This window comes from Bradyrhizobium sp. Mp19 (genome assembly GCF_029952935.1).
GTDB classification, from domain to species: Bacteria; Pseudomonadota; Alphaproteobacteria; order Rhizobiales; family Xanthobacteraceae; genus Bradyrhizobium; species Bradyrhizobium elkanii.
The window spans coordinates 1-14,839 of the sequence record NZ_JASAUT010000039.1 but is presented as its reverse complement, the minus strand read 5'-3'; the positions used below and the strand labels follow the sequence as shown (position 1 = coordinate 14,839).

Below are 14,839 nucleotides of genomic sequence, written 5' to 3'. Positions count from 1 at the left end.
TCTACCCACCCTACGAATTTGACGTCTACGACCCCTTCGGCCGCACGATCGCCCAGCCGATCCGCAGCACCGGCTGCCGGCCGTTGACCAGCCGGTCGAACGAACGCGGCACTTCCGGCACGAGGCCGGGGAAGCGCTGCGCGATGTCGGGCGGCGGCGTACCGGCGGTGTCCTGTGCGCGCCACACCACGACGCCGCCGGTCTCGTTGAATTTTGCGACCGACAGCCACGGCGTCCGCTGCGGCGTGGCGTCGAGCAAGAGATGCGGGCGGCGGCGGTTCATCGCAATCAGGCTGGCAAGTTCGGGATCGCCGGCCACCGCGCGCAGGCGCTGGTTGGTGCGGCGCTCATAGCTGTCATCGAAGAAGCGGCCCATCGCGGCTGCCGGCAGCGAGGTGGACGCTTCCGTGGTGCTGGTCCAGGGCAGGAACAGCGCCGCCGCCAGCGCCAGCGCGGCGGGCGCCGCGACCGCCAGGGCCCAGACCGAACGCAGCAGCCGCTGCCGCCTCAGCGGGATCATATCGCCGGTCGCGACGACGACGGCGAGCCCGGACATCAGCAGCGCCACGCCGGCGCCGCCGAACGCGCGATCGAGATTGAACAGCCCGGAGACGAAGCTGCTCGCGATCGCCGGCGCGAACGCGAAGAAATACACGAATTGCCGCGCCAGCGGACTGACCGGCGGACGGTAGATGATCGGGGCATCCTCGGTCTTGCCAGCGAACCAGCGCGAATTGAAGATCGCCAGCAGCGCGATCGCGGTGGTCGCCACGATCAGCCCGCCGAGCACCACGCCCCAGCGCAGCGCGCGCGCCTTGAGATCGGCGAGTGCAGGCAAGGCCGGCAGCGCCAGCACGTCGGCGCGGACCAGCCAGATCAGGTAGGGCAGCGCCAGCACGATGATGACCAGCAGCGCGTAGATCGGATCGACCGATTTGAGCATGCGCCGCCCGCGCTCGGTTGCGAGCGCAAAGCCTGTCACGAGCAGGATCATGCCGATCGCCGCCGGCGTCGTCAGCAGCAGGAGGCCGCAATCGATCGACCAGGCGAACCAGGCGCTGCGCCGGTTCTGCCCGATCAATTGCCAGGAATGCAGCAGCAGCAGCGCCCAGAGCGGGCGCGCCAGGATCAGCGGGCCGAACTCGACGCTCGGCGAGGAGAACACCACCACCGTCATCGACAGCAGCACCGCCAGCACGCCCTGCGGGCCGCCGACGATGGCGCGCGCCAGGGCGTAGAAGGCGATGAAGGTGACGATTTCGCAGACCTGCGCCAGGAGATAGACGCCGAACACGTGATTGCCGACGGCGCGGAAGGCGATGTCGGCGAGCCAGAACGCGAGCGGCGGCCCCATGTCGGTGCCGACCTGGTATTCGCGGCCGAAGGCGAGGATGGCGGCGAGGTTGCCGGGCGGGCTGCCGTAGAAGATGGCCGGCAGGAACAGCCAGATCGCGGCCTGCGCCAGCACCACGATCCAGACCACGAGGCGCGGCCGGGCGCGGATCAGTTCGACAACCAGGGAGGTAAACCGCATGAAACGCCTGAAATGCCCAGCCACCCCTATCAAGCGGCGCCATCTGATCCCGAGGGTTTTTGATAAACGGCGGCGGCGGTGGAGGCAACGGTGTCGCGCCAGACTGCACTGTAAAGTCTCAGTCTCCGCTGTCATCCCCCGCTTCCGCTGTCATCACCCGCGAAAGCGGGTGATCCAGTACGCCGCGGCCTCTCGATCAAAAACGACTGCCTCTGGAATACTGGATCGCCCGCTTTCGCGGGCGATGACAGCGTCGCGTGGTTGGAGACGGTGCGCCTACGCCGCTTCGGAGGCCGCGGCTTCGCTTTCGGCGTCGATCGTGAACAGATCCGGCTCCGCCGGGACCGGGAAATGCTTCAGCCGCGCGGCGACGACGGGCGCGAAGAAGGTGCGGTGATGGCTGCTGGGGCCGAGCCGGTCGAGCGCCTCGAGGTGCTCGGGGACCGCATAGCCCTTGTGCTGCTCGAAGCCGTAACCGGGACAATCCAGCGCCAGCGCGCACATCAGGCGATCGCGCGTCACCTTGGCGATGATCGAGGCCGCCGCGATCGAGGCCACGATGCCGTCGCCGCCGATCACGGCGTCGCAGTCGCAGGGCGTGGCGAGCTTGTCGCGGCCGTCGACGAAGACGTGCTTCGGCATTTCCGGCAGCGCATGCACGGCGCGCGCGAGCGCCCACAGCGAGGCGCGCAGGATGTTGTCGCGATCGATCCGCGCCCGCGACGCCACCGCGACCGAGAACGCCGATGTGGCGCAGATCTCCTCGAACAGTTCCTCGCGGCGCTCGACGGTCAGCCGCTTCGAATCATCGAGGCCCTTGGGAATCCGATTTGGGTCCAGCACCACGGCGGCGGCGACCACGGGACCCGCCAGCGGCCCGCGCCCGGCCTCGTCGCAGCCGGCGACCGGCCAGACGCCGCGCTTGATCAGCGCGCGCTCGCGCCGAAAGCTCGGCCGCGTCACCACGATGACGCGCTTGTCCGGCTTGGGCGGCTCGGCCGGTTTCTTCTTCGACGCGGTCTTAACCGTGCTGTTGGACTTGTCCCGAATCATGCGGGGATCGTGATCAAGCCCGGCCCGCGGCGCAACCGGGAACCTGGCGCCCTTCCCCGCTATTCAATTCGCCGCTCTAATCGGGAATTGACACCCGGCGGTCGTCGCGAACCTCAAAGCCCGGCGCGCGCACCACTTCCCAGGCGTGGCCGTCGGGATCGCCGAAATAGCCGCAATAGCCGCCATAGCTGGTGGGCTGCGCGGGCTTCAGCAGCCTGGCGCCTTTCGACAGCGCGAACGCCATCACGCGATCGACCTCGGCGTCGTCGTTGCAGTTCCAGGCGATCGCGACGCCGCGGAACGCTGACGGCCGCGGCTGATCCGGCAGCCCCGCATCGGCGGCGAGCAGATGCCACGGGAACAGGCCGAGCACGGTGCCGCCGGTCTCGAAGAAGGCAACCTCCTCGCCGGTCGCGCGCATCTTCCTGGTGAAGCCGAGCGATTCATAAAAGGCGATGCTGGCGCGCATGTCGCTGACGCCGAGCGTGAGGACGGTTAAGCGTGCGGTCGGGGTGTTACTCATTCTTGCACTCACTCATTGTTATGTTCGTAGCTCGGATGGAGCGAAGCGAAATCCGGGAAATCTTTGGCCAGGGGTCGACGAGCCCCGGATTTCGCTGCCCTCCATCCGGGCTACACCCTCACCTAGAATAGACTGAGTTGCTGTCCGCTGCGCTTCGGCTTGGCGAAGTGATCGGTGGTCAGCTTGGTCCGCCGCTTGTTGAGGCCGAGCTTTTCGCAGGCGATCTCGAAGCGGCGGCCGATCATCCAGGCCATCGGGCCGGTGCCCTTCATCCTGGTGCCCCATTGCGAGTCGTAGTCGCGGCCGCCGCGCATGTCGCGGATCAGCGTGAAGACGTGACGGTAGCGGTCGGGATAATTCGCCATCAGCCATTCGCGGAACAGATCGCGCACCTCGAGCGGCAGGCGCAGCAGCACGTAGCTCGCCTCCCTGGCGCCGGCATGCGCGGCGGCATCGAGGATGCGCTCGATCTCGGAGTCGTTCAGCGCCGGGATCACGGGGGCGACCATCACCGTGGTCGGGATGCCGGCGTCGGCGAGCCGCTTGATCGCCTCGAGCCGCTTCGGCGGGGTCGACGCCCGCGGCTCCATGGTGCGGGCGAGCTTCGGGTCGAGCGTCGTCACCGAGAGCGCGACCTTGGCGAGATTGCGCTTGGCCATCCGCGCCAGGATGTCGATGTCGCGGGTCACCAGCGCCGACTTGGTGACGATGCCGACGGGATGGCCGGCGCGCTCGAGCACCTCGAGGATGCTGCGCATGATCTTCCGGTCGCGTTCGATCGGCTGATAGGGATCGGTGTTGGTGCCGATCGCGATCATCCGCGCCTCGTAGTCCGGCGCCGCCAGTTCCTTCTCGAGCAGCGCGGGTGCATCCGGCTTGGCGAACAGCTTCGATTCGAAGTCCAGCCCCGGCGACAGGCCGAGATAGGCGTGGGTCGGCCGCGCGAAGCAATAGACGCAGCCGTGCTCGCAGCCGCGATAGGGATTGATCGATCGGTCGAAGCCGATGTCGGGCGAGTCGTTGCGGGTGATCACCTTGCGCGAGGTGTCGAGCGCCACGCTGGTCGTGAACGGCGGCAAATCTTCGAGGCTCTGCCAGCCGTCGTCGAAGGCGACGCGGGCCCCGGCCTCGTAGCGGCCGCTGGCGTTGGACTGCGCGCCGCGGCCGCGCCGCCGCTCGCGCTCGATCGCGACCGCAAGCTCGGGAAAAGGGGAAGGTGCACCCGCCGGGTTATCGGAGGGCGCCGTTACCGGCGGGTGCTTGAGGGCATGAGAGGATGCTCGGCTCATGTTCTGAAGCTAACACAGCACGAGAACAAATCAAGAACATGAACGGAGAAATTCCACAGAACCTTGCTACAAAATTCTGCAGGCGAACAGGCTGCTTTGAATATGACAAGGTGATAACACGGCCGGAGTTTGTCCATCGTTTGAGCCATCGAAGCCTCAAAATCATGCTGAGCGTGATCATTCCAACCGACGGCGTCGAGCGCACCGCGGTCGCAACCCTGGCGGCGCTGGTGCCGGGCGCGGCCGCGGGTGTCATCCGCGAAGTGCTGCTGGTCGACCGCAGCAACAGCGATGTGATGGAGCGCGTCGCCGACGTCGCCGGCTGCCGCTTCCTGCGCTTCGAGGGCACGCGCGCCGCAGCGCTTGCGGCAGGCGCGCGGCAGGCGCGGTCGCCTTGGCTGATGTTCCTGCATCCGGGCGCGGTGCTCGATGCCGGCTGGATCGAGGAATCCACCCAGTTCATCCAGATGGTGGCGGCCAGCGGCAAGGACCGCGCCGGCATCTTCCGCTACGCCCGCGCGCCCTACACCGACCCCGGCCTGCGCGACGGCCTCAAATTCGTCGCCCGGATGATCACCGGGCCTTCGGCCGAACAAGGCCTTTTGATCGCGCGCGAACATTACGAGCGGATCGGCGGCTACCGGCCCGATGCCCGCCGCTCCGAGGCGCGCCTGCTGCGCCGGCTTGGCCGCTCCTCCCGCACCATGCTGCGCAGCCGGATCATGGTGGCCTGAATAAAGCGCTTGCGGATTATTTGATTCCGTCAAATAATATACTTGATGAAATCAAATTCCCATGACACCGCCCTCGAGAGCCAAGTCGCCGCGATCCGCGGCTTCAGCCGGTTCTATACCCGCAAGCTCGGCATCATCGAGCCGAAGCTGCTGCACTCGCCATTCACGTTGCAGGAAGCGCGGATCATCTACGAGCTCGCGCAACGCGAAAATTGCACCGCGACCGATCTGGTGCGCGATCTCGACCTAGATGCCGGCTTCGTCAGCCGCACGCTGGCGGCGCTGCAAAAGCGCCAGATCGTGACACGCAAGCCCTCGAAGGCCGACAAGCGCGTCAACGAGGTGGCCCTCACCGCCAAGGGCCGCACTGCTGCCGCCGATCTCGACCGCCGCTCGCGCAGCGAGGTCGGGGCGCTATTGAAGCAGATGGACAGCGACCGTCGCGCCGCGGTGGTGCGCGCCATGAGCACGATCGAGCTATCGCTGGAGCCGCCCGCCGGGAAACCGGTCGGCTTCCTGCTGCGCAGCCATCGCGTCGGCGACATGGGCTGGGTCGTCTCGCGGCAGGGACAAGCCTACGCGGAGGAATATGGCTGGGACATCAGCTACGAGGCGTTGGTGGCCGAGATCTGCGCGCAGTTTCTGCGATCGTTCGATCCCGCCCGCGAGCATTGCTGGATCGCGGAGGTCGACGGCGAGCCGGTCGGCTCGATCTTCCTGGTCGACGGCGGCGACGGGGTCGCCAAGCTGCGCCTGCTGCTGGTGGAGGAGAAGGCGCGCGGGCTCGGCGTCGGCCGCGCCCTGGTCGAGCAATGCATCCGCGCCGCGCGCGAGAAGGGCTACAAAAAGATGACGCTGTGGACCCAGAGCATCCTGGTCGCCGCGCGCGGCATCTACGCCCGCGCCGGTTTTCAGCGGGTGAAAGAAGAGAAGCATCACAGCTTTGGGGTCGACCTGGTCGGCGAGACCTGGGAGCTGGAGTTGTAAAGCCGCAGCGCCGAGAAGTCTGGACTGCGTAGCCCGGATGGAGCGCAGCGCAATCCGGGAACGATGCGGCCGCGGAAGAGACTGCCCCGGATTTCGCTCCGCTCCATCCGGGCTACGGCAGCTCACCCTTGAGATTCCGGGCTCATCGCTGCGCGATGCCCTCAGATGCGCAATTGCGCATCGGGGAATGACGGCTGCTACGCGCTCGCGCCCTTCGCCTTCGGGCGGCGCAGATGTTCATCCAGCCGCGGCATGATCTCGACGAAATTGCAGGGGCGCGTGCGGTAGTCGAGCTGCGCGGCCAAAATGCCGTCCCAGCCGTCGCGGCAGGCGCCGGGCGAACCGGGCAGGCAGAAGATGAAGGTCGCGCCCGCAACGCCGGCGGTGGCGCGGCTCTGGATCGTCGACGCCCCGATCTTGGCGTGGCTCAGCATGTGGAAGGCGATCGAAAAGCCGTCCATCCGCTTCTCGAACAGCGGCTCGACCGCCTCCGGCGTCACGTCGCGGCCGGTGAAGCCGGTGCCGCCGGTGGTGATGACGGCATCGACGGCAGGATCGGCGATCCAGCGCCGGATCACGGCCCTGATCGCCTCGACATCGTCGGTGACGATCTCCCGCGCCGCGAGCTTGTGGCCGGCCGCGGTGAGACGGTCGGCCAGCGTGGTGCCCGACTTGTCATCCGCCAGCGAGCGGGTGTCGGAAATCGTCAGCACCGCGATGTTGAGCGGGATGAATGATTTGGATTCGTCGAGTGAGGACATCTACACCTCTTTCCCATCCCGCTGACGTCATCCTGAGGTGCCCGCCTTGCGGTGGACTTGCACCGCTGGGCGAGCCTCGAAGGATGGGCCACGGGCGCTTCATCCTTCGAGGCTCGCCGAAGAGGCGAGCACCTCCCGAGTGAGCGCGAATGCGCTCATCCGGGGATGACGCGGTCTAGAGCTACAAGCTACCGCCGAACGTGTTGCAGGCCTGCACTGTGCCCTGCTGGTAGCCCCTCATGAACCACTCCTTGCGCTGCGCGGCGGAGCCGTGGGTGAAGGAATCAGGCACCACCCTGCCCGTTGCCTGCCGCTGCAGCGTGTCGTCGCCGATCGCGTTCGCGGTGGTCAGCGCGGCGTCGATATCGCCGGCCTCGAGGAAGCCCGGCCGCTTCTTCTCCTCGCGATTGACCCAGACGCCGGAGAGGCAATCGGCCTGCAGCTCGACCTTGACCTGCAGCGCGTTGGCCTCGGCCTTGCTGCCGGCCTGCTGCTGCAGCCGGTTCACGCGCGGAATGATGCCGAGCAGGTTCTGGATGTGATGGCCGGCTTCATGCGCGATGATATAGGCCGCGGTGAACTTGCAGGCGTTGCCCGAGCAGCCGCGGAAGCGCGTCTCGACCTCGCGGAAGAAGCCGGTGTCGAGGAAGATGGTCTTGTCCGGCGGGCAGTAGAACGGTCCCATCGCCGACTGCGCCATGCCGCAGCGGCCGCCATTGGTGGCGTTGCGGAACAACACGATCTTCGGACCGGTGTAGGTCTGGCCGCTGGCCTTGAAGATCTCGCTCCAGCGATCGTCGATCTCGCCCAGGATGCCGGCGATCATGCTGCCCATCTCGTCGGTCGGCGCGCCGCGCTTGGCCTGCCCGCCCGACGACTGCCGGTCGGTCTGGTAGGTCGGCGCCTGGCCGCCGCCGGTGAGAATCTCGGCGCCGCCGATCAGAATGCGCGGGTCGATGCCGAAGGCATAGCCGAGCAGGCCGAGCACGATGATGGTGCCGATGCCGAGCCCGCCACCACCCATCGGAATGCCGAAGCCGCCACCGCCACCTCCGCCCATCCCGCCTTCATCGCGACGGTCTTCGATGTCGTCGCTGCGGCGGAAATCATCATAGCGCATGGCGGTTTCCCTTCATTCCAGTCGGCGACCCAACGCGGGACACTCCAACTTAAAATTTCCATTCTGTTAATCAATATCCTGCCCGGCAATAATTGCCTAGTCCGGAAGGCGCGCATCCTTGCGGTGCAAACGGCTGCGAATGAGGGCGAATCTACCGCGCGAATCGTGCCGGTTTGATGATCCGCAAATTTTTTCGCCGAACGCGCTGATGTTGCAGCACAACGCCGACAGCACCGCGCCATGCCGCGCAAAAGATGCTGCAATCTTTAGCATGAAGATTTCCAATTAAGTCGATTTTTACTTTGCCGGGTCAATGTGGCGCCAGTCGGTTGTTTAGTCCCGCGTCGCCGACAGCGTCGCCTGAGTCAGAGTTCTTGAGTCATGGTAGTGTCGCGTCGCGGGGCGTCTGCAAGGGCGCCCCGCACTAAATTTGAGAGTGCCCCATCGAGCCACATCGTCATTGGCGATTGCGTGGCCGAATTGTCGAAGCTTCAGGCCGGCTCGGTCGACCTGGTCTTCGCGGATCCTCCCTACAATCTGCAGCTCAAGGGCGACCTCAAGCGCCCCGATGAGTCGCATGTCGATGCCGTCAACGACGACTGGGACAAGTTCTCGTCGTTCGCTGCCTATGACGATTTCACCCGCGCCTGGCTGCTGGCCTGCCGCCGCGTGATGAAGCCGTCGGCAACGCTGTGGGTGATCGGCTCCTATCACAATATCTTCCGCGTCGGCGCCATCATGCAGGACCTCGGCTTCTGGCTCCTGAACGACATCGTGTGGCGCAAGTCCAATCCGATGCCGAACTTCCGCGGCCGCCGCTTCACCAACGCGCACGAGACCATGATCTGGGCCGCGCGCGACGAGAAGGCCAAGGGCTACACCTTCAATTACGAAGCGCTGAAGGCGTCCAATGAGGACGTGCAGGCACGCTCCGACTGGCTGATCCCGCTGTGCACCGGCGAGGAGCGCCTCAAGGACGGCGACGGCAAGAAGGTGCATCCGACGCAGAAGCCCGAGCAGTTGCTCGCCCGCGTGCTGCTGTCGTCGTCGAAGCCCGGCGATCTCGTGATCGATCCGTTCAACGGCACCGGCACCACCGGCGCCGTCGCCAAGCGCCTCGGCCGCAGCTATATCGGCTTCGAGCGCGACAGGACCTATGCGGCTGCCGCCGAGGCGCGCATCGCCGCGATCGAGCCGCTGCCGGACGCAACGCTGGCGCCGTTCATGACCGCGCGCGAGGCGCCCCGCGTTGCGTTCTCCGAACTGATCGAGCGCGGCATGATCGTGCCGGGCGCAAGGCTGGTCGACGCCAAGAAGCGCCACGGCGCCCTGGTGCGCGCCGACGGCGCCATCATGCTCGGCGACAAGGTCGGCTCGATCCACCGCATCGGCGCGGTCGCGCAGGGCTCGGGCGCCTGCAACGGCTGGACTTTCTGGCACGTCGAGACCAAGACCGGCCTGCGGCTGATCGACGAGCTGCGCGCCGAGATCCGCTCCGAGATGGCGGCGGGCTGAGGCAAGCCGACCAATCTTCCTCGTCATTCCGGGCTCGCCGCTTCGCGGCGCCCTCAGATGCGCAATTGCGCATCGGGGAATGACACGTCGGGAAAGATGACGCCGTCTTGAACGCGGGCCGTCTTGATGCACCGGCGAAGCGGGCCTACGCTCGCCCGTCACTTGCCCGTTTCGATTGGTCGCCCGATGCGCAGACAATCCGAGACCTTGCTGCTGGTGCCGCTGCTGCCGGTCTTCCTGCTCGGCATGTTTCCGATGCTGCTGATCGGCCTGCTCGGGTTCTTCGGCCTGATCATCTTCGGCATCCTGCTCGTCTGCGTCGGGTTGACGCTCGCGCTCGAGGCGCATGGCGAGTTCAATGAAGAGATCATCGTCCATGGCTACGCGCGGGGATCAAAACGCGCGACGCAGGTCTCCCATTTGCGTGCTGCGACCCGCTCCGCCGCCGCGCTGGACGTCGCGGGCATCGCGCTGGTCGTCGCGGGTATCCTGGGCTTCTTCTGGGCCGGCTGACCAGCGCGCCACGCGACCCTGATTCACAAACTCGTCGCTTGCGCAGCGCAGCGAAATTTGCGCATGAGGGGATCGTCTGCGGCCTTCCCCGCCGCGTCCCGATCTCGCCGGTTACAAGAACCAAGGGAGTCCCTTCATGATCAAATTCTATTTCAACGGTGCGCCGAACCCGAACAAGGTCGCGCTGTTCCTGGAAGAGTCCGGCCTGCCGTTCGAGGCGATCCCGGTCGACACCCGCAAGGGCGAGCAGTTCGCGCCGGAATTCCTGAAGGTCAACCCGAACGGCAAGGTGCCGGCGATCGACGATGACGGCGTGCTGGTGTTCGATTCGAACGCGATCCTGCTCTACCTCGCCGAGGAGCACGGCAAGTTCCTGCCCGCCAATACGCCGGCCAACCGCGCCGCGACGCTGTCCTGGCTGATGTTCATCGCGACCGGCCTCGGCCCCTATTCCGGCCAGGCCGTGCACTTCAAGCACTTCGCGCCGAAGGATCTCGACTACGCCAACAACCGCTACCAGTACGAGGCGCACCGCCATTACAAGATCCTCGACGATCACCTGGCGAAACGGCGCTATATGGTCGGCGACAGCTACACGATCGTCGACATGGCGTTCTGGGGCTGGGCGCGGATGGCGCCGTTCGTCCTCGGCGAGGAAGGCTACGCCAAATATCCGAACGTCAAGCGGCTGGTCGACGAGATCTCGGCGCGGCCGGCGGCGGCACGCGCGATCGCGCTGAAGGACAAGCACACCTTCAAGGCCGAGATGGACGACGCGGCCCGCGACATCATGTTCGGCCACCTCAAGTCCAAGGTGGCGTAAGCCGATCCACACGACGGCAAGACGACGGCGCCCGGACGGGCGCCGTCTTCGTTTGTGCCGCCCGTTAGCGGGGCACCGCTACGCGGGAAACGCGCCGAGCGCCTTCTCGGTCAGGACCGAGTCGCAATATTCCCGCACCTCCTTAATCCGGCCGCCGTCGAAGCGGAACACCAGGCAATAGTCGTTGTCGTAGCGCTGGCCTTGCTTGGTGAGGTTGTTGCCCTTGGCCTCGACCACGACGATGTCGCCGTCGGCGAGGATCCGATGGGCGACGGTGCGGCCGCGCTCGGCCAGCTTCGAGCGGACATGGCCGTGCAGATCGTTGATGATCGATTGCTTGCCGGTGAAGGTGCGCGACCAGGAATATTGCCCGGTCACGGTCCAGATCGCGTCGTCGGCAAGCGTTGCCATGAACAGCGAGTTCTCGCGCACCGCAGGATCGGGACTGCCCGCGATCACGAACATCTCCTGCACCAGTTTCTTGTTGTCGGCTGCGCTCATGGCGCGTCTCCTTGCGATTGATAGAGCCTGATTTCAGGCGTCTCCTCGCGCGATGCGGTCTTCGGCTCGCGTGATAACGCCTTGCCCCAATCCTGCGGCCTGGCTTCGCATTCTTCCAATCGATAGGTGGTATGATATATATTCACCTGATGAATTTGAATTCGCTTGACCTCAATCTGCTGGTCGCGCTCGACGCCCTGCTGCGCGAAGCCAATGTCAGCCGCGCCGCGATGCGGCTCAATCTGTCGCAGCCGGCGACCAGCCACGCGCTGCAGCGGCTGCGCGACCTGATCGGCGATCCGCTTTTGGTGCGCAACGGCGCGCGGATGGAGCTGACGCCGCGGGCGCAGGCGCTGCGCTCGCCGCTGGCCCATGCGCTCGACCAGGTGCGCGCGCTGTTCGTCTCCGACGATTTCGACGCCGCGCGCAGCGACCGGCACTTTCGCCTGATGATGCCCGACCTCGCGGTCGAGCTCCTGATGCCGCCGCTGATGGAGAAGGTGACGCTGATCGCGCCGAACGTCACCATCGACGTGGTGCCGTGGCGGGGACCTGCGATCTTCACGCCCGAATTCGCCCGCACCATCGATCTCGTGATCTCGATCGGCGACTCCTTCAAGGGCTTTCACCGCCAGCGGCTCTACACCGACAGCGATGCGCTCGCGGTGCGGCGCGGCCACCCCGCCGGCACGAAGCTGAAGAAGCGCGAAGCGTTCCTCGCCGCGCGCCATGTCGCCGTGATCATCCGCGGCCAGAACGAGGACCTGATCGACACCTGGCTGCGCGCCAAGGGCATCGAGCGGCGGATCGCGCTGGTGGTGCCGGGCTATATCGAGGCGCTGCACGTCACCGCGCGCACCGACCTCGTCGCCTTCGTGCCGCGCCGGCTGATCTCGGCGCTGTCGAAGCAATTGTCGCTGATGACGGTGACCCCGCCGCTCGATCCAGGGATCGACGAGCAGCACATGTTCTATCCGACACGGGCGCAGATGGATCCGGGCTCGATCTGGCTGCGCAAGCTGATGCTGGAGACGGGACGCGAGCTGGAGGGAAGGAAGGCATAATGGCGCTTTATCCCCCGTCGTCCCGGCGAAAGCCGGGACCCATACCCACAGTTGAGAATTGGGGATGAAGGGCTGTGGCCCCAGCGTCGCGCCACAATTAAGATTTGGGGTTATGGGTCCCGGCTTTCGCCGGGACGACAGCGAGTTCCTGGCTTCCGCCTTGTCCTCTGCGCTTACGCCTTCTGCTCGGCCAGCACCTTCTGCACCGCCGGGCGGCTCTCCATCGCCGCGCGATGCGCCTTCACCTTGGGCAGCGTTGCGATGTCGACCCCATCGCCGTCGAGCCACAGGGTCAGCGTGTAGAGATAGGCATCGCCGACGGTGTAGTTCTCGCCCATCACCCACGGACCCTTCAGCATGTCGCGCTCGATCAGGTTGAAGCAAGCGCCCATGGTCTTCGGCACCATCGCCTTCATGTCGGCGAACGAAGTCTCCTGCGTCGCCCAGCGCGCACCGCGCATCTTGTGGGCGTGGCAGATATGCACCGTCGAGCACAGATAGGAGTTGAAGGCCTGCAGCGTGGCGAATTCGAAGGCGTCGTCGGGCGCGAGCTTCGCCTGCGGAAAGCTCTGCGCGATGTAGGCCAGCATCGCCGGCGTCTCGGTCAGCACGCCGCGATCGGTCACCAGCGTCGGCACGCGGCCCTTCGGATTGATCTTCAGGTATTCCGGGCTGTTCTGCTGGTTGGTCTTGAAGTCGATCTTCTCGGTCGTGTAGGGCGCGCCGGCCTCGGCCAGCGCGATGTGGGACGCCAGCGCGCAGGTGCCGGGAGCAAAATAGAGCTTGAGCATGTTGCAGTCCTCTCCGAGCGTTGTCGGTTCGTTACGAACCCGGCTCTGGTTCTTGTTTTGACGGCGCGGAGGTTAACGGCGGCGCCATCGGCCGTCCACCCCGCGCGCGCCGCGGACCTTGCCCACGGCGGTGCCGTCGTGCGATGACCATGCCAATTGAGGGATTTTTCATGACTGTGCTCATTGCAGGTGGCGGAATTGGCGGGCTGACGCTGGCGCTCAGCCTGCACCAGATCGGCGTGCGGGCCCGCATCTTCGAGAGCGTGCCCGAGCTGAGGCCGCTCGGCGTCGGCATCAACGTGCTGCCGCATGCGGTGCGCGAACTGATCGAGCTCGGCCTGCACGATGTGCTCGACGCTTCAGCGGTGCGCACCCGCGAGCTCGCCTATTTCTCCAAGCATGGCAAGCCGATCTGGAGCGAGCCGCGCGGGCTCGAGGCCGGCTACAAATGGCCGCAGTTCTCGATCCATCGCGGCCGGCTGCAGCAGCTGCTGCTCGATGCCGCGACCGAACGGCTGGGAGCTCAGAACATCCTTACCAGCCATCACCTCACCGGCTGGACCGAGACCGCCGACGGCGTCCGCGCCGATTTCATCGACCGCGCCACCGGCAAGCCCGCCGGCAGCCATGACGGCGCGGTGCTGATCGCCGCCGACGGCATCCATTCGGCGGTGCGCGAAAAGCTCTATCCGCAGGAGGGGCCGCCGATCTGGAACGGCCGGATCCTGTGGCGCGGCATCACCCGCGGCGATGCCTTCCTGACCGGCCGCACCATGATCATGGCCGGCCACGAGATCCTGAAATTCGTCTGCTACCCGATCTCGAAGGAGGCCGGCCCCGACGGCAAGTTCGACATCAACTGGGTCGCCGAGCGGCACATGCCGCCGACCTATCAATGGCGCCGCGAGGACTATAACCGGACCGCCAAGCTCGACGAATTCCTGCCGTGGTTCGAGAGCTGGAATTTCGACTGGCTCGATGTCCCCGGCCTGATCCGCAACTGCCCGCATGCCTACGAATATCCGCTGGTCGATCGCGATCCGATCCCGCAATGGACGTTCGGCCGCGTCACGCTGATGGGCGACGCCGCGCATCCGATGTATCCGATCGGCTCCAACGGCGCCTCGCAGGCGATTTTGGATGCGCGTGTGCTGACGCGCGAGATTTTGGCGCATGGCTCGACGCAGGCGGCGCTCGCGGCCTATGAGGCCGAACGGCGGCCCGCGACCACGGACCTTGTGATGCTGAACCGCCGCAACGGCCCGGAGCAGGTGATGCAGCTGGTCGAGGAGCGCGCGCCTGACGGCTTCAAGGTCGTCACCGACGTGCTGTCGCAGCAGGAGCTGGAAGACATCGCCGCCAACTACAAGCGCGTCGCCGGTTTCCAGGTCGAGGGACTGAACGCCAAGCCGCCGATCGTGCAGCGGGCGGGCTGAGTTGTAGCGCGGCGCACGATCTATCACCGTCACCCTGAGGAGCCGTGAAGCGGCGTCTCGAAGGGTGCACGGCCCGGCCGGTGGCCGTCGACCCTTCGAGACGCGCGCGAGATGCGCGCTCCTCAGAGCTTGTGACCCTATGAGTTGCGAGCGCGGCATTTGCCCTGGTAAGGCGATGGCGCGATCGGAAGGATG

General features: G+C 66.1%; 16 protein-coding genes. 7 read left to right on the top strand and 9 right to left on the bottom strand.

Annotated features, from left to right (window positions below; translation table 11 throughout):
* Positions 1 to 25: 25 nt before the first annotated feature.
* The 4 genes from QJT82_RS31805 to QJT82_RS31790 form a co-directional block, all read right to left on the bottom strand.
* Positions 26 to 1,534 (bottom strand): glycosyltransferase family 39 protein, encoded by a 1,509-nt coding sequence (locus QJT82_RS31805; RefSeq protein WP_028342973.1) that lies wholly within the window; start codon positions 1,532 to 1,534, stop codon positions 26 to 28.
* A 276-nt stretch (positions 1,535 to 1,810) separates the two neighbouring features.
* Positions 1,811 to 2,587, bottom strand: a complete 777-nt coding sequence (locus QJT82_RS31800) for a ribonuclease HII (RefSeq protein WP_028342972.1) — start codon at positions 2,585 to 2,587, stop codon at positions 1,811 to 1,813.
* Positions 2,588 to 2,663: 76 nt separating this feature from the next.
* Complete coding sequence (locus QJT82_RS31795; protein ID WP_028342971.1) at positions 2,664 to 3,110, bottom strand: VOC family protein; 447 nt, start codon at positions 3,108 to 3,110, stop codon at positions 2,664 to 2,666.
* Positions 3,111 to 3,232: 122 nt separating this feature from the next.
* On the bottom strand, positions 3,233 to 4,399 hold the full coding sequence (locus QJT82_RS31790) for a PA0069 family radical SAM protein (protein WP_028342970.1): 1,167 nt from the start codon (positions 4,397 to 4,399) through the stop codon (positions 3,233 to 3,235).
* Between the two features lie 164 nt (positions 4,400 to 4,563).
* Here QJT82_RS31790 and QJT82_RS31785 point away from each other — a divergent pair, with 164 nt between their 5' ends.
* Both QJT82_RS31785 and QJT82_RS31780 read left to right on the top strand, forming a co-directional pair.
* On the top strand, positions 4,564 to 5,133 hold the full coding sequence (locus tag QJT82_RS31785) for a glycosyl transferase (RefSeq protein WP_028342969.1): 570 nt from the start codon (positions 4,564 to 4,566) through the stop codon (positions 5,131 to 5,133).
* Positions 5,134 to 5,178: 45 nt separating this feature from the next.
* Positions 5,179 to 6,120, top strand: coding sequence for a helix-turn-helix domain-containing GNAT family N-acetyltransferase (locus QJT82_RS31780; protein ID WP_028342968.1), 942 nt, complete (start codon positions 5,179 to 5,181; stop codon positions 6,118 to 6,120).
* Between the two features lie 197 nt (positions 6,121 to 6,317).
* Here the strand turns inward: QJT82_RS31780 and moaB are convergent, their stop codons facing one another.
* The 3 genes from moaB to QJT82_RS31765 form a co-directional block, all read right to left on the bottom strand.
* Positions 6,318 to 6,881 carry a molybdenum cofactor biosynthesis protein B gene (gene moaB, locus QJT82_RS31775; protein ID WP_028342967.1) on the bottom strand — a complete coding sequence of 188 codons (564 nt, stop codon included), beginning with the start codon at positions 6,879 to 6,881 and terminating at the stop codon, positions 6,318 to 6,320.
* Positions 6,882 to 7,062: 181 nt separating this feature from the next.
* The gene (locus QJT82_RS31770) at positions 7,063 to 8,001 is read right to left on the bottom strand and encodes a neutral zinc metallopeptidase (RefSeq protein WP_028334795.1); all 939 of its coding nucleotides are present in this window, start codon (positions 7,999 to 8,001) and stop codon (positions 7,063 to 7,065) included.
* A 96-nt stretch (positions 8,002 to 8,097) separates the two neighbouring features.
* Positions 8,098 to 8,274: a hypothetical protein gene (locus tag QJT82_RS31765; protein ID WP_155258673.1), complete on the bottom strand. Its 177-nt coding sequence runs from the start codon at positions 8,272 to 8,274 to the stop codon at positions 8,098 to 8,100.
* Positions 8,275 to 8,382: 108 nt separating this feature from the next.
* Here QJT82_RS31765 and QJT82_RS31760 point away from each other — a divergent pair, with 108 nt between their 5' ends.
* From QJT82_RS31760 to QJT82_RS31750, 3 genes are all read left to right on the top strand, one after another.
* A complete protein-coding gene (locus QJT82_RS31760) occupies positions 8,383 to 9,516 on the top strand; it encodes a site-specific DNA-methyltransferase (RefSeq protein ID WP_028342966.1) in 1,134 nt (377 codons plus the stop codon).
* A 186-nt stretch (positions 9,517 to 9,702) separates the two neighbouring features.
* The gene (locus QJT82_RS31755; protein WP_028342965.1) at positions 9,703 to 10,029 is read left to right on the top strand and encodes a hypothetical protein; all 327 of its coding nucleotides are present in this window, start codon (positions 9,703 to 9,705) and stop codon (positions 10,027 to 10,029) included.
* Positions 10,030 to 10,165: 136 nt separating this feature from the next.
* The gene (locus tag QJT82_RS31750) at positions 10,166 to 10,852 is read left to right on the top strand and encodes a glutathione S-transferase family protein (protein WP_028342964.1); all 687 of its coding nucleotides are present in this window, start codon (positions 10,166 to 10,168) and stop codon (positions 10,850 to 10,852) included.
* Between the two features lie 78 nt (positions 10,853 to 10,930).
* Here the strand turns inward: QJT82_RS31750 and QJT82_RS31745 are convergent, their stop codons facing one another.
* Complete coding sequence (locus QJT82_RS31745) at positions 10,931 to 11,353, bottom strand: nuclear transport factor 2 family protein (RefSeq protein ID WP_028342963.1); 423 nt, start codon at positions 11,351 to 11,353, stop codon at positions 10,931 to 10,933.
* Between the two features lie 149 nt (positions 11,354 to 11,502).
* Here QJT82_RS31745 and QJT82_RS31740 point away from each other — a divergent pair, with 149 nt between their 5' ends.
* Entirely contained in the window at positions 11,503 to 12,417 is a 915-nt protein-coding gene (locus QJT82_RS31740) for a LysR family transcriptional regulator (protein ID WP_028342962.1), read from the top strand.
* 173 nt (positions 12,418 to 12,590) lie between these two features.
* On the opposite strand, the gene QJT82_RS31735 is transcribed toward QJT82_RS31740, so the two are convergent.
* Positions 12,591 to 13,208, bottom strand: a complete 618-nt coding sequence (locus QJT82_RS31735) for a glutathione S-transferase family protein (protein ID WP_028342961.1) — start codon at positions 13,206 to 13,208, stop codon at positions 12,591 to 12,593.
* Between the two features lie 170 nt (positions 13,209 to 13,378).
* Between QJT82_RS31735 and QJT82_RS31730 the strand changes: the two genes are divergently transcribed.
* A complete protein-coding gene (locus QJT82_RS31730) occupies positions 13,379 to 14,644 on the top strand; it encodes a flavin-dependent oxidoreductase (protein WP_028342960.1) in 1,266 nt (421 codons plus the stop codon).
* Positions 14,645 to 14,839: the final 195 nt, after the last annotated feature.

Excerpts from the sequence above, each read along its gene's own strand:
- QJT82_RS31765 (WP_155258673.1), bottom strand. The coding sequence starts at position 8,274 with ATGCTAAAGATTGCAGCATCTTTTGCGCGGCATGGCGCGGTGCTGTCG.
- QJT82_RS31790 (WP_028342970.1), bottom strand. The coding sequence starts at position 4,399 with ATGAGCCGAGCATCCTCTCATGCCCTCAAGCACCCGCCGGTAACGGCG.
- QJT82_RS31800 (WP_028342972.1), bottom strand. The coding sequence starts at position 2,587 with ATGATTCGGGACAAGTCCAACAGCACGGTTAAGACCGCGTCGAAGAAG.
- QJT82_RS31735 (WP_028342961.1), bottom strand. The coding sequence starts at position 13,208 with ATGCTCAAGCTCTATTTTGCTCCCGGCACCTGCGCGCTGGCGTCCCAC.
- moaB (WP_028342967.1), bottom strand. The coding sequence starts at position 6,881 with ATGTCCTCACTCGACGAATCCAAATCATTCATCCCGCTCAACATCGCG.
- QJT82_RS31745 (WP_028342963.1), bottom strand. The coding sequence starts at position 11,353 with ATGAGCGCAGCCGACAACAAGAAACTGGTGCAGGAGATGTTCGTGATC.
- QJT82_RS31730 (WP_028342960.1), top strand. The coding sequence starts at position 13,379 with ATGACTGTGCTCATTGCAGGTGGCGGAATTGGCGGGCTGACGCTGGCG.
- QJT82_RS31795 (WP_028342971.1), bottom strand. The coding sequence starts at position 3,110 with ATGAGTAACACCCCGACCGCACGCTTAACCGTCCTCACGCTCGGCGTC.
- QJT82_RS31805 (WP_028342973.1), bottom strand. The coding sequence starts at position 1,534 with ATGCGGTTTACCTCCCTGGTTGTCGAACTGATCCGCGCCCGGCCGCGC.
- QJT82_RS31785 (WP_028342969.1), top strand. The coding sequence starts at position 4,564 with ATGCTGAGCGTGATCATTCCAACCGACGGCGTCGAGCGCACCGCGGTC.
- QJT82_RS31780 (WP_028342968.1), top strand. The coding sequence starts at position 5,179 with ATGAAATCAAATTCCCATGACACCGCCCTCGAGAGCCAAGTCGCCGCG.
- QJT82_RS31740 (WP_028342962.1), top strand. The coding sequence starts at position 11,503 with ATGAATTTGAATTCGCTTGACCTCAATCTGCTGGTCGCGCTCGACGCC.
- QJT82_RS31750 (WP_028342964.1), top strand. The coding sequence starts at position 10,166 with ATGATCAAATTCTATTTCAACGGTGCGCCGAACCCGAACAAGGTCGCG.
- QJT82_RS31770 (WP_028334795.1), bottom strand. The coding sequence starts at position 8,001 with ATGCGCTATGATGATTTCCGCCGCAGCGACGACATCGAAGACCGTCGC.
- QJT82_RS31760 (WP_028342966.1), top strand. The coding sequence starts at position 8,383 with ATGGTAGTGTCGCGTCGCGGGGCGTCTGCAAGGGCGCCCCGCACTAAA.
- QJT82_RS31755 (WP_028342965.1), top strand. The coding sequence starts at position 9,703 with ATGCGCAGACAATCCGAGACCTTGCTGCTGGTGCCGCTGCTGCCGGTC.